The 13,428-nt window shown below is 73.9% G+C and carries 8 protein-coding genes; 6 read left to right on the forward strand and 2 right to left on the reverse strand.

Features of this window, described 5'->3' with window-relative positions; all coding sequences use genetic code 11:
• Positions 1 to 86 precede the first annotated feature (86 nt).
• Positions 87 to 3,524 (forward strand): PPE domain-containing protein, encoded by a 3,438-nt coding sequence (locus tag EKG83_RS17780; protein ID WP_153278187.1) that lies wholly within the window; start codon positions 87 to 89, stop codon positions 3,522 to 3,524.
• A 5-nt stretch (positions 3,525 to 3,529) separates the two neighbouring features.
• Positions 3,530 to 3,871, forward strand: a complete 342-nt coding sequence (locus tag EKG83_RS17785) for a toxin-antitoxin system YwqK family antitoxin (RefSeq protein WP_033435495.1) — start codon at positions 3,530 to 3,532, stop codon at positions 3,869 to 3,871.
• 157 nt (positions 3,872 to 4,028) lie between these two features.
• On the opposite strand, the gene EKG83_RS17790 is transcribed toward EKG83_RS17785, so the two are convergent.
• Together EKG83_RS17790 and EKG83_RS17795 are read right to left on the reverse strand one after the other, a co-directional pair.
• Entirely contained in the window at positions 4,029 to 6,359 is a 2,331-nt protein-coding gene (locus EKG83_RS17790; protein WP_051766982.1) for an ABC transporter permease, read from the reverse strand.
• Complete coding sequence (locus EKG83_RS17795; RefSeq protein WP_033435494.1) at positions 6,356 to 7,054, reverse strand: ABC transporter ATP-binding protein; 699 nt, start codon at positions 7,052 to 7,054, stop codon at positions 6,356 to 6,358. Before EKG83_RS17795 ends, EKG83_RS17790 begins: the two co-directional genes overlap by 4 nt.
• Positions 7,055 to 7,212: 158 nt before the next feature.
• On the opposite strand from EKG83_RS17795, the gene EKG83_RS17800 reads away from it, so the two are divergent.
• The 4 genes from EKG83_RS17800 (at position 7,213) to EKG83_RS17815 (ending at position 13,427) form a co-directional block, all read left to right on the forward strand.
• Positions 7,213 to 8,208: a sensor histidine kinase gene (locus EKG83_RS17800; RefSeq protein ID WP_033435507.1), complete on the forward strand. Its 996-nt coding sequence runs from the start codon at positions 7,213 to 7,215 to the stop codon at positions 8,206 to 8,208.
• A complete protein-coding gene (locus EKG83_RS17805) occupies positions 8,205 to 8,891 on the forward strand; it encodes a response regulator transcription factor (RefSeq protein WP_033435493.1) in 687 nt (228 codons plus the stop codon). The genes EKG83_RS17800 and EKG83_RS17805 overlap by 4 nt, the downstream gene beginning before the upstream one ends.
• Before the next feature lie 380 nt (positions 8,892 to 9,271).
• Positions 9,272 to 9,670 (forward strand): bacteriophage spanin2 family protein, encoded by a 399-nt coding sequence (locus tag EKG83_RS17810; RefSeq protein WP_033435492.1) that lies wholly within the window; start codon positions 9,272 to 9,274, stop codon positions 9,668 to 9,670.
• A gap of 376 nt (positions 9,671 to 10,046) precedes the next feature.
• The gene (locus EKG83_RS17815; protein ID WP_051766981.1) at positions 10,047 to 13,427 is read left to right on the forward strand and encodes a LamG-like jellyroll fold domain-containing protein; all 3,381 of its coding nucleotides are present in this window, start codon (positions 10,047 to 10,049) and stop codon (positions 13,425 to 13,427) included.
• Position 13,428: the final 1 nt, after the last annotated feature.

A 13,428-nucleotide genomic window follows, 5' to 3' on the forward strand; every position in this document is an offset into this window, starting at 1 on the left:
GGGCGTGTGGACGTGGCGACTGCGAGGGGGAGCGTGCCGGTGACCAGGGCGACGTGGGGCCAGAGCCGAACCAGGGGTGATGGCTGGTGACCGGTCCGAACCCCCTGGTGGCCCAGGCGCCCGCCGAGCCGGGCGGTTTCTTCAACAAGGGCACCGGTGACAACGGCTGGGCGACGGGCATCTCCATCGCCGAGTCCGCGATGGACACCTACAACGGCATCAAGGACGGCAACTGGATCCAGGGCGGCCTGGGCATGGTCGGCCTGGCCGCGGACGCCGCGGCGATGGCCATCGACCCGTTCGGGACGCTGCTGTCCTCGGCGGCGGCGTTCCTGATGGAGCACATGCAGCCGCTCAAGGACATGCTCGACAAGCTGGCCGGCAACCCGCCGGTGATCGAGTCGTACTCCACGACGTGGAACAACGTGGCGACGGAGCTGGGCAAGGTCGCCGAGGAGTACGCCGCAGCGGTGAGCTCGGGCACGCAGGGCTGGACCGGTCCGGCGGCCGAGGCATACCTGGCCAACTCCAAGCAGCACTCGGATGCGTTGTCGGGTGCGGCGTCGGCGGCGGGGACCGTGGGCACGGTGGTCGGGATGATGGGCATGGTGGTGGGGTTCGTGCGCGAGGTGGTGCGCGACCTGATCGCCGATCTGGTGGGCAAGCTGATCGCCTGGGTGTTGGAGGCGGTGTTCAGCCTGGGGTTCGGCACGCCGGTGATCGTGGCGCAGGCGGTGACCGCGATCTCGAAGTGGGCCGCGAAGATCGCGAAGATCGTCCAGGACTTGTTGGACACGATCAAGAAGGTCTCGCCGCTGCTCAAGCGTTTGGTCGAGGTCTTCGAGAAGATCATGAAGGTGGTCGGCAAGCTGGCCGGCAAGGCGACGGGCCTGGACGTGCTCTCACCGAGCAGCATCAAGCACGGCGGTTTCCTGCAAACCGGCCGCACGCGCGTCGACGGCCCCGGTGGCACGCCCGGTGGAAGCTCGTCCCCGGACGGCGGCTCGTCCACTGATGGCGGCTCGTCGTCCTCCCCGGACGGCAACCCTTCGTCCTCTTCGGACCGGCCCGGGACCACGAACACGTCCTCGACCAGCACACCGACGGCTGACCCGGCCACGCGCCCGGGGCGGAGCGAGCCGGGTGACGTGCCCGGCGGTGCGCCGCGCCCTGGGCGGGGTGACGGGCCTGGTGGGTCGGACGGCGACCTGCCGCGCGGTGGTGGCAGCACGCCGAGCGGCCCGGGTAGTCACAACGCTCCGGGAAGCCCCCACTCTCCGAGCAGCCCCGGCACCCCGAATACCCCGAACTCCCCGAACGCGCCCAGTCCGTCGCGGGTGGACCAGACCACGGCGTCAACCGCGGCCACTCCGGAGGCCCCGTCGCGCCCGCGCCAGCCGGACGTGCCGCACCGGGACCCGAACGGCACGCCGCAGGGCAACCAACCGACTCCCTCCGCGGGCCCGGCCCACACCGGCGCGCCCGGTGGCAACGCGTCTGGCAGCAGCGCTCCTCCGCCCGGCGCGCGTCCCGGCAACGGCGGCTGGACGGGAACCCCGGGCAGTAGGGGCGACCTGGGCTCCAGCACCCCGCCCGCTCGCACCCCCGACCAGCCGCGCCCGTCCTCCTACGCGCCGCCCGCCGGTCCCAGCCACACCAACCCGAGTCACGCCGCGCCCGGTCATGCCGGCCCGAGCCCTGCTGCGCCCAGCCACACGAGCCCCAGCCATGCAGGGCCGGGCAACACCAACCCGAGCCACAGCGCACCGGGCAGCACCGGCCCTTCCCACGCCGGTCCTCCTCACGCCAACCCGCGTCCCGCGGGCCCGGGCCCGTCACACCCCAACGCGCCGCACCCCAACACGGCCCTGCCGCATCAGCGGGGCCCGCAGGGTGGCCCGTTCCCGAACACCCACCCCGGCACCCCGCACCCGGACACCCCGCGTCCCCGAGGCGGCGACACCCCCGGCGGCCACTCCGCGCCCCCAACCCGTCCGCGCCCCGACGCCCCCACCCCGCACCGGCCGTCCCAGGACGGCGTGCCCGGCCCGCGTCGTGACCCCGACGCCGCACCCCCGCCCCGCCGCGAGCCGCAGCAGTGGACCCCGCCGCACCGCGACCCCGACGGCGCCCACCCCGACGGCAGCCCGGACCACACCCCGCACCACACCACCGACCAGCCGCACCCCGACCAGCCGAGCATCGACGAGGCCCCCGCCCGCCACGGCGAGACCACCCCCGCCGGCATCTCCCACCACCGCGGCGACCCCACCATGGGCGACCTCCCCCACCGCGTCCCCCACGACCCCCGCTACTTCACCGCCGACGTCCACATCACCCCCGACGGCCACGCCCGCATCGGCAACCACACCTACACCCCCGAGCAATACGGCGACCTGCTGCGCCGCCACGGCTGGGACGGCCGCACCCCCGTCCGCCTCATCGGCTGCGACGCCGCCACCAACGACTTCGCCCACCGCCTCTCCCGCCACACCGGCGCCGACGTCCTCGCCCCCACCAAACCCGCCTGGACCGACACCCACGGCCGCGTCTACACCAGCGACGCCCACACCACCCCCGACGGCACCCGCCACCCCCGCATCCCACCCAACGGCGAATGGCACACCCACCACCCCGACGGCACCACCACCAAAACCAGCCACGACGGCTACGCCCCCAACACCCCCGACAACCACAAAACCGACCACACCACCCCCGACGACGCCCGCGACCGCGCCGACGACGGCACCTCGAACCCCTACGAACGCGACGAGAGGTTCTCCCACCAGCCGGACAGGCTGCCGGACCCGCCGGACCGGCCCCAGGTCCTGGAGGAGTTGCCGATCCACGACCGGCAGCAGTTCGAGTTCGACGAGAACGGCCTCATCACCCACTACCGGGGTCAGCCGATCGAGGACTACCTGCGCGACGTGCTCACCGACCGCGCGAAGATGGTCCAGAGCAAGATCACCTCGGGTGAGTTCAGCCGCCGCTGGGCGGGGGAGAACGTCATCTGCACGTCGGTGTCGGTCGACCGGCGGACCGGCAAGATCTACGAGTCGATCAACGGTCCGGTGGATTCCGTGGTGCGCGACCCGCACCCGCGGCTCGCCGAGCGCGTCGTCATGCCCAACCCCCACCCGGACGCGGTGAACGGGAAGTGGCCGCAGTACGACCGGCACCCCGACCGGGCGGGGCAGGTCGCGGTCGACCCGCACACGGGGCAGCCGGTGTACACCGACACCCCGTTCCCCGACGACCCGCTGCGGCACGCGGAGGTCAAGAACCTCAACCAGATGCTGCGCGACCGCGGCGTGCCGGACGACGTCAGCCCCGAGGAGTTCCGGCGCGTCCTCTCGGAGCTGCGCGTCGACAACGCGCTGCCGCACATGAAGAAGCCGTTCCCGAAGATCGCGCCGTGCTGTGCCAACTGCTGCCGGATGGTCGACGGCGTCAACACGAAGTCGGGTTACCTGCCCTACCCACCCGGGCACCCGCGCTTCGTGGAACTACCTGGAGACTGATCACCATGAGTGTCGACTACGACGAGTTGGACTTCGACGAGTACGGCAGCGTGCTCCACGAGGGCGTGGTGTTCACCGGGGAGGCGCACGAGCCCAACCCGAGAGGGGGCCTGCTCGCCCGCGCCTCCTACCTCAACGGCGTCAAGCACGGCGAGTACCAGGAGTGGCACGCCAACGGGCAGCTCGCCCGCGAGGGCCGGACGCGCTACGGGCGCGCGGTCGGCGTCCACCGGCAGTGGCACCCGAACGGCCGGCCGGCGCGGGAAGCGGTCTTCGACGACGACGGCCGGTTTGTCTCCGAGCGCCGGTGGGACGAGGACGGCAACCCGGTCCGCGATGCGGGCTGAGCCGCGACGACGAGGCCCCGGCCGCCCACCTTCGGGCCACCGCCTCCCGGGCCACCGACCCCGAACCACCGACCCCGGAGCCGACCCCGGAGCCGACCCCCGAACCACCGACCCCCGGTGAACGCCCCGAGGGCGCGCACCGGGGGCCACCCCGCGCTCACTCGTTGCGCAGCACCTCGGCGATCGGCACCCGCCCCGCGGCCCGGGCCGGCAGCAGCGCCCCGACCACGGCGATGACGACCCCGGCCACGGGCAGCAGGACCAGCACCGGCACCCGGTAGACGTCGAGCATCAGATCCGCCACGTCCACGATGTCCACGCCCCCCGCGCTCACCATCGCCGGGACCAGCAGCCGGTGCGCGAGGACCCCGAGCGGCAGCCCGACCAGCCCGCCGACCACCCCCAGCGCGCCCATGGACGTCACCATCATCACCGCGACCTGGCCCGGCGTCATCCCGATCGACTTGAGCATGCCCAGGTCGCGGCGGCGTTCGCGGGTGTTCAACACGACCGTGTTGAACACGCCGAGCGCCGCGACCGCGCCCAGCACCAGCGTCAGGACCGCGGCGGTGCTGAGGATCACCGCGGCCTGGTCCGACCCGCCACCGCCCGCGGGCACGGCCCGCAGGCCCGGGTCGCCCGCCCTGACGGCGTCGAGGAAGGCCGGGGGATCGGTGCCCGGCGCCAACTGGACCTGGTAGCCGGTGGCCCGCGTGCCCGGCGCGAGCCGGTCCAGGGCGTCCCAGTTCGCGTAGACGTCGCCGGCCCGGTTGGCGAGCACGACGCCGACGATCCGCAGCTGCGCGCGCCGACCCTCCAGCTCCACGGTCAGCACGTCGCCGAGCGCGACCCCCCGCTCCCTGAGGAACCGCAGCGGCACGGCCACCTGGTCGGGCGCCTCGGGCCAGTGCCCGCGCGTCACGCGCGGGGCGAACTCGGCGGTGTCGCCGCGGAGGAACACGATCCCGGCGTCGTCCCGCCCGCCGATCACCTGCACCACCTGCAACGTCGTCGCGACCACCCGGACCGCGCCGGGCAGGGAGCGCAGCAGCGCCTCGTCCTCGGCGTCGCCCAGCTCGGCCCTGGCGTCGTCGCCGGGCCTGGCCCGCTGACCGGCGCCCGCGACCAGCTCGACCCGGTCGGTCCGCTCGGGCCTGACCGCCTCGCCGTAGCCGGTGACCGACAGCGTCACGCCGATCGCCAGCGTCACCGTCGTCACGCCGAGGACGACGGCGGCCAGGGTCAGCGCGCTGCGCGCGGGCCGGGCGAAGGGCACCCCGAGGCCGAGGCTGACCGGGCGCGGCAACCGGGTGCCGCCCAGCCACCGCTGCACGACCAGCGCCCGCCCGGTGCGCGGCGCGCTGCCCGCGCTGACCGCCTCCGCGGCCGGCAGCCGGCGCGCCCGCAGCGCCGACAGCAGGGCGGCCAGCGCCACCACGAGCGGCGTGCCCAGCAGCGCCGCGGCGTTGACCCCGGCGTCGATGCCGACGTCGGTGGCGCCGAAGGACTCGAACGCCTCGCTCAGCAGCGGGCGCGCCGCCGCGTTGCCCAGCAGGGTGCCGAGCACGCAGCCGACCGCGGCCGGGGCCAGGACCATCACCAGGTACACCGCCATGACCTGGTTCGGGGTGAAGCCGACCGCCTTGAGCACCCCGATGTGCCGGAACCCGGCGACGACCGCCCCGCTGACCACGTTGGCCACGATCAGCACGGCCACCGCCAGGCCGAGCACCCCGAAGAAGGCCAGGAACGGGATGTAGATCGCCACCTCGGCGCTCACCTGCTCCTTGAGGGCCAGGTAGGACTGCGCGCCGAGCAGCGCGCCGGCAGGCAGCCCGGCGGTCACCGCGTCCCGGCCCGCGTCGACCTCCGCGGCGGTCGCGGCCCGGGTGAAGCGGTAGAGCACCTGGGTGCCGGTCGGCCCCAGCGCCGCCACCTGCTCCGGGGTGACCCAGGCGTCGGCCGACGCGCTCACCGAGTGGGCGTAGCCGACCACGGTGAGCCCGACCCCGCCGCCGACCTCGATCCGCTCGCCCAGGGCCGAGGGCCCGGCCCAGCCGAGCGGCCGGTTGAGCACGACCTCACCCGGGCCGGCGACCCACCGGCCCCGCCACACGGTGAGCCGGTCCACCGGGCCGCCGGGGTCGGCCCGCCCGACGGTGGTGGGCGCGGGTCCCAGCAGCGGGGCCGCGCCGGCCGGCAGCGACAGGGTCAGCTGCCCGAACGGCCCGGCCACCGCCTCCACCTCCGGCCGGTCGGCGGCGGCGGTGAGCTGCGCGTCGGACACGACCCCGCGGTCGAACGCCGCGACCAGGTGCGCGCCGCTGCGCTGGCCGTGGACCCGGTCGAACGGGGCGGAGGTCGACACGAGCAGCCCCAGGGCCAGCACGATGGTCCCGGTGGAGATCGCGACCACCACGCCGATCACGACCGTCTGGAGCAGGCGCCGCCGCACCGCGGCCCGCGCCACCCGCCACACCGCGCTCACGGCGTGCGCTCCAGGCTGTGCTCGCGGGTGATCCGCCCGTCGACGACCTCGACCAGCCGGTTGGCGCAGCGCGTGGCCAACCGCTCGTCGTGGGTGACCAGCAGCAGCGTCTGCCCGATCTGGTTGAGGTCGAGCAGCAGGTCCATCACCTGCTCGCCGGACCGGCTGTCCAGCGCGCCGGTCGGCTCGTCGGCCAGCAGCAGGGCCGGCCGGTTCACCAGTGCCCTGGCCACCGCGACCCGCTGCCGCTCCCCGCCGCTGAGCTGCGCCGGGTAGGTGTTCCGCCGGTCGGCGATGCCCAGCTCGTCCAGCAGCTCCAACGCGCGCTTGCGGGCCCGCGCGGCCGGGGTCCCGGTCAGCTGCGCGGCCAGCGCGACGTTGTCCAGCGCCGGCAGGTCGTCGAGCAGGTTGAAGAACTGGAAGATCATCCCGATCCGCCTGCGGCGGAACAGGGCCAGCCCGGCCTCGCCCAGGCGACCCAGGTCCTCGCCGTTCACCACCACGGACCCCGACGTCGGCCGGTCCAGCCCGGCCACCATGTTCAGCAGCGTCGACTTGCCGCTGCCCGACGGCCCCATCACCGCGACCGCCTCCCCGGCGCGGATCTCCAGCGACACCCCGTCCAGGGCCACCGAATCGCGGTACTCCTTGCGCACGGCGGTCAGTTCCACGACCGCCCTCTCCCCACTGGTCACGGTCGGCCATCCTGCGGCAGCGCGCCGGGCCGGGCATCAGCCCGGGGAGGTAACCGGCCGGGCGGGTCATCCCGGGGATGTAGGCCGTGGTCCCCCGGGACGACCGGACCGGGCGGTGGGTGGTGCGCCCGCCCGGGGCGCCCTGGCACAGTGGCCGCATGTGGGTTGCCGGATCGGGGTGGCCGGTCGTCGCCGCGGTGGCCGGCCTGGCGGTCGCGGTGCTCGCGGCGCGGCTGGTCCGCGCCCGGCGCGCGTTCACCCGGGCGCTGGAGGAACGCGGCTGGCTGCTGGAGCGCGAGCGGGAGGGCGCGGCGCGCGCGGCCGTCGACTCCGAGCGCGCCCGGATCGCCCGGGAGCTGCACGACATCGTCAGCCACAACGTCAGCGTCATGGTGGTGCAGGCCGGCGCGGCCCGCCGGGTGCTCGACGCCGCGCCCGAGCAGGCCGCCGAGGCGCTGCTGGCGGTCGAGGCGGCCGGGCGGGACACCATGACCGAGCTGCGCCACCTGCTGGGCGTGCTCGCCCCGTCCGCCGACGGCGAGGACGGCGGCGACCTGTCGCCGCAACCCGGCCTCGCCAGGCTCGGCTCCCTGGTCGACCGCATCGCGTTCGCCGGGCTGCCGGTGGAGGTGCGCGTGTCCGGCGAACCCCGACCGCTGCCCTCCGGCGTGGACGTGACCGCGTACCGGGTCGTCCAGGAGGCGCTGACCAACGCGCTCAAGCACGGCGACGGCCGGAAGGCGGAGGTGACCGTGCGCTACGCCGAGCACTACCTGCGGGTGGAGGTGCTCAACACCGGCCCCAGCGTGCTGTCCCGCGACCGGTCCGCCCCCGAGCCGGAGCCCGCGGAGCGGGAACCCGCCGGGAGGGGGTCGGCCGGGAGGGGTGCGGCCGAGAAGGGCTGGGTCGGGAGGGGCCCGGCCGAGAAGGGTTCGGCCGAGAAGGACTCGGCCGAGAAGGGCTGGGTCGGGAAGGGGCCGGCCGAAAGAGGGACGGTCGAGCGGGGCGGGACCGGGCGGGGTTCGGTCGAACCAGGCCGCGGCCTGCTGGGCCTGCGGGAGCGCGTGGCCGTCTTCGGCGGCGACCTCGACGCCCGCCGGCGCCTCGGCGGCGGGTTCCGCGTCCGGGCCCGCATCCCGCTGGGCAAGCCGTGACCGCCCCCGCGCCGCGCGTGGTCATCGCCGACGACCAGGCCCTCGTGCGCACCGGCTTCCGGATGATCCTCGCCTCGGGCGGCATCGACGTGGTCGGCGAGGCGGCCGACGGCGCCGAGGCGGTCGCGGCGGTGCGCGAGCTGCGCCCGGACGTCGTGCTCATGGACATCCGCATGCCGAACGTCGACGGCCTGGAGGCCACCCGGCGCGTCCTGGCGCACGTGCCCGGCTGCCGCGTGGTCATCCTCACCACCTTCGACCTCGACCGCTACGTCTACGACGCGCTCGCCGCCGGCGCCAGCGGCTTCCTGCTCAAGGACGTCACACCGGAGCACCTGGTCGCCGCGGTGCGCCTGGTGGACACCGGTGACGCGCTGCTCGCGCCGTCGATCACCCGGCGGCTCGTCGAGCGCTTCGCCGCCGGCGACCGCCCCCGCCCGCCGCGGCCACCGGCCGTGCACCGGGACCTCGCCGCCCTGACGCCCCGCGAGCGGGAGGTGCTGACCCTGATGGGCCGCGGCCGCTCCAACGCCGAGCTGGCCGAGGAGCTGACCCTCAGCGAGGCCACCGTCAAGACCCACGTGGCCAGGATCTTCGCCAAGCTGGCGCTGCGCGACCGCGCCCAGGCCGTCGTCCTGGCCTACGAGACCGGCCTGGTCTCCCCGGGCGACCCCGACGAGTAGCCCGACCGCGCGCCCCCCTGGGACCCGGCTCACTTTGACAGGCGGGCCGGTTTTCGCCACCCTGGAGGTGCGGAGGGGAGTACCCACCCGGCGCGTGATCGCCATTACGGCCGCTCGGCAGCGGCCCGGTCACGCCGCCACCTTCTCGTGGTGGCTGGGGAGACCTCTGGTTCGGCACAGAACCGGAGGTGCGCTCGTGGTCGTCCCGCAGTAGACCCGGTCCGTGACCCCCGGTCACGGCACGCCCGAGGTCCCGCGCCCCGCAGCGAACCCGCAGTGCTCCGGCGGCAACCGGGCAACCAGGCGACCTCGTGCCACGTCCACCGAGTCCCGGCGCACCCAGTTCCGGCGCACACCGCGATGTCCAGGAAGGACAACCCATGCGCTCCGCCACCCGCCTCGCCGCCGTCGCCACCGCCCTCGCCGCCGTCACCGCGCTGAGCGCGTGCGGCACCCTCCAGGACGCGGCCGACACCGCCAACGCCGTCGCCGACACCGCGTCGACCGTCCAGGTCTGCACCGAGGCCCTCGCCCAGGTCTCCGCCGTCCCCTTCGACACCTCCACCCCCGAGCGGGCCGTCGACGAGGCCCACGACGCCGCCTCCAAGCTCGGCGACCTCGCCGCGAACGCCGCCGACACCACGGTCAACGAGGCCATCACCGCCCTCGCCGCCACCATGCGCGACGTGACGCTCCAGGACCTGGTCAGCAGCCCCGCCGAGTGGCTGGCGGCCCAGGCGAACCAGGTGGCGACCCTCACCGCCGCCTGCACGAACTGACCGGCGCGCGGCGCGGCCCGGAACCTCCCCCCTTCCGGGCCGCACCGCCCACCGGCGGGAGCTGCCGGTCGGCACTTCGTCGGACAAACGCAAGCCCCGCGCCCCTTGACTGCGCTACCCCGGATGGGCTAGTCGCGCGCGACCCCTGCTCGGAACCGTTTTGCCTGCTCAGTAACCGTCCCTAGTGGAGAGAGCGGTCACACGTCACCCGGCGTTGATTAGGCCGTTCGGACGCTGCGCGAAACGTGATGAACAGTCATGCTTCCTCCTCGGGTCGGGGGACCAGGCACAACCGCGTGATCCACGCGGTCCGGCGGGGGGCAGTCAGTTCATGCGTTCGCGCGTTCCTGCGCGGGGTTCGACCCTGCGCGCATTCGTGGTGGGGCTCGTCGCGGTGGTCGCGGCGGGCACGGTGGTGCCGCAGACCGCGGCCGCCCGGGCCGAGGTGCCCGATTCGGCACCCGACCAGGCGACCGCGGTCCGGTACGCCGAACAGGGGGACAAGCCGGTGGTGGTGGAGTCGGCCACCACGGAGACCGACGAGCTCAAGGCCAACCCCGACGGCACCATGACCTTCACCCAGCACCTCCAGCCGGTGCGGGTGCGTCGCGGTGACGGGTGGGTGCCGGTGGACCTGTCGTTGGAGCGCAAGCCCGACGGCACGTTCGGCCCCAAGGCGTCCACCGTGGACGTGGCGTTCTCCGACGGCTCCGGGCCGGAACCGCTGGCCGCGGTCGCCCAGGGCGGCCGGGAGGTCGGCCTGGACTGGCAGGGCGACCTGCCCGAACCGGTGGTCGACGGGCCGACCCTGACCTACCGGAACGTGCTGCCCGACGTGGACCTGAAGGTCGAGGCGACCTACGAGGGCTTCACCGAGCTGCTGGTCATCAAGACCCCGGAGGCGGCCGACCACCCGGCGCTGGACCGGGTCGAGTTCCGCACGCACGCCGAGGACGTGGCCCTGGAGCAGGGGCCGCGCCCGGACGGCGACCTGGTGGTCAAGGACGACGCCGGCAAGCCGGTGTTCGTCGGCGACGCCTCGCGGATGTGGGACTCCTCCGGCGGCGAGGCCGCCGAGGGCGTGGACGTGGCGGGGCTGGGCGACCGGCAGGCCGCGATGGACGTCGAGGTCACCGCGGACACCGTGGCGATCACCCCGGACCGGGCGTTCCTGGACGCCCCGACGACCACCTACCCGGTGGTGCTCGACCCCGAGTACAACTGCACCAACTGCGGCAAGGTCCACCACGTCGTGGTGCAGCAGCCCTGGCCCAACGACCGCAACTTCGACGCCACCGGCGGCAACCTCGGCGACCTGAAGGCCGGCTGGCTCACCGCCGCCGACCTCGGCGCGCCGTCGAGCGGCAGCTCGCGCACGTACCTCCAGATGAACACCGAGCCGATCATCGGCAAGTACATCCACTCCGCCTCCCTGCACGTGAACGTGATCCACTCCTACTCGTGCTCGCCGACGTCCACCGAGCTGTACCTGGCCAACTGGATCGACGCCAACACGACGTGGAACAACCAGTCGGGGTGGAGCGGCAACCGGCTCGGTGCGATCAACAAGGCGAACAACGCCAGGTACTGCCCCGGCGACGGCGGAGCCGACTTCGACGTGCTGAGCGCGGTGCGCTCGGCGGCGAACGGGTCCTGGGGCTGGACGACCTTCGTGCTGAAGGCCGAGAACGAGGGCAGCACCAGCGGGTGGCGGCGGTTCGACCTGAACCCGTACCTGGTGGTCAAGTACAACAGCTACCCCAACCAGCCCCGGGACATGAGCATCGGCGGCACCGACCCCTCCACCTACCTGCCGTGCCGGGTCGGCGCCGACCGGTCCGTGGTGGGCACCTTCAGGCCGAGGCTGCGCGCCCGGCTCTCCGACAACGACCCCGGCCGGCTCGACGCCGGGTTCCGCCTGATGCACGGCCCGGCCGACGCCTACTCGTGGAACGGCCAGGACATCTACGCCGGCGACATCGCCAACGGCGAGTTCGCCGAGGTCGACGTGCCCGAGGGCTGGATCACCCGGGACGGCGTCTACACCTGGCACCTGTGGAGCGGTGACTACCAGCTCAGCAGCTGGTCGCCGAACTGCGAGTTCGAGGTGGACGCCACCAAGCCCAACACGCCCGAGGTGACCTCCGAGGAGTACCCCGCCACCGGCGTGCACGGCAGCGTCGGCCGGACCGGCGCGTTCACCTTCAGCCCCAACGGCAACACCGGCCCGGGCGGCAGCATGGACGTGCGCAAGTACGGCTGGTCGTTCAACAACGACACGTCGATCACCGACTCCGTCGACGTGACCTCCGCGGACGGCAGCGTCACCGTGCCGATCACGCCGCCGAGGGCCGGGCTCAACACCCTCTACGTGACCGCGTTCGACCGGGCCGGCAACCGGTCCGTGAAGAGCGCGGAATACCTCTTCGAGGTCGCCGAGCCGGTCGGCCCCACGGGCTCGTGGGCGCTCGACGAGACCACCGGCGCGGTGGCGGCGGACGAGACCACCGCCAACCGCCCGCTGACGCTCAACGGCGGCGCGTCGTTCACCCCCGGCTACTCGGGCAACGGCCTGTCGTTCAACGGCACCACCGGGTTCGCCGCCACCGCCACGCCGGTGCTGGACACCACCCGGGCGTTCACCGTCTCGGCGTGGGCGAAGCTGAACGGCACCGGCGGCTACCACACCGTCGTCGGCCAGGACGGCGACTGGGGCAGCCCGTTCTTCCTCCAGTACAGCGCGGACGTGGGCCGCTGGACGTTCACCACGGGCGTCGACGGCCAGAACTTCAGCCGCCTGGCGTCGACGACCCCGCCGCGCGTGGGCGTGTGGACCCACCTGCTGGGCACCTACGACCCCGCCGCCCACCAGCTCAAGCTGTACGTGGACGGGAAGCTGGAGGGCACCGGCACGGCGACCATCCGTCCCGCCGGCGGGAGCCTGACCGTGGGTGCGAGTTGGTGGGACAACAAGCGCACCGACTTCTTCCCCGGATCGGTCGACCGGGTCCGCACCTGGGACCGGTTGCTCACCCCGGACGAGGTCGCGGCCGAGGCCAACACGGCGGTGCTGCGCGCCCACTACGCGCTGGACGAGCGGACCGGGACGACGACCCGTGACGCGGTGAGCGGACAGCAGGCCACCCTGGCCGGCGGCGCGAACTGGGCCGGTTCCACCGACCCCGACGCGTACGGCGAGGAGAAGTGGCTCAACTACAAGTCGACCCCGGGCAGCGTCACCGGCCCCCGCCCGGCCGAGCTGCGCACCGACCGCTCGTACTCGGTGTCGGCGTGGGTGCGGCTGGGCGACCTCCAGTACGCGCGGTCGGCGGTCAGCCTGGGCGACTCCCAGTACGCGCCGTTCATGCTGATGTACCGGCCGGAGAACAAGCAGTGGGGCTTCCTGATGACCCAGAACCCGGTCAGCAGCGCCTGGTGGGTGGCCCTGTCGAACTCCTCGCTCACGGACCGGGACCTCAACAAGTGGGTGCACCTGGTCGGCACCTATGACGCGGTGACCGGCCGGATCGCCCTGTACGTCAACGGCGCCAAGCAGACCAAGAACTTCTCCGTCACGCCGGACGGCAGCGGCGTCACCGGCTGGAACGGCACGGGCTCCCTGTCGCTGGGCCGGGGCTTCTGGGGCGGTCAGCCGGCCGACCCGTGGCTGGGCGACGTCGACGACGCCCGCGTGTACTCCGGCGTCCTGACCCCCGGTCAGGTGTCGCAGGTGTACTTCGACACTTTCCACTTCTGAG

It is taken from the genome of Saccharothrix syringae (assembly GCF_009498035.1).
Taxonomy (GTDB): Bacteria; Actinomycetota; Actinomycetes; order Mycobacteriales; family Pseudonocardiaceae; genus Actinosynnema; species Actinosynnema syringae.

Coding starts and splice junctions, on each gene's coding strand:
- EKG83_RS17785 (WP_033435495.1), top strand. CDS start 3,530: ATGAGTGTCGACTACGACGAGTTGGACTTCGACGAGTACGGCAGCGTG.
- EKG83_RS17800 (WP_033435507.1), top strand. CDS start 7,213: ATGTGGGTTGCCGGATCGGGGTGGCCGGTCGTCGCCGCGGTGGCCGGC.
- EKG83_RS17810 (WP_033435492.1), top strand. CDS start 9,272: ATGCGCTCCGCCACCCGCCTCGCCGCCGTCGCCACCGCCCTCGCCGCC.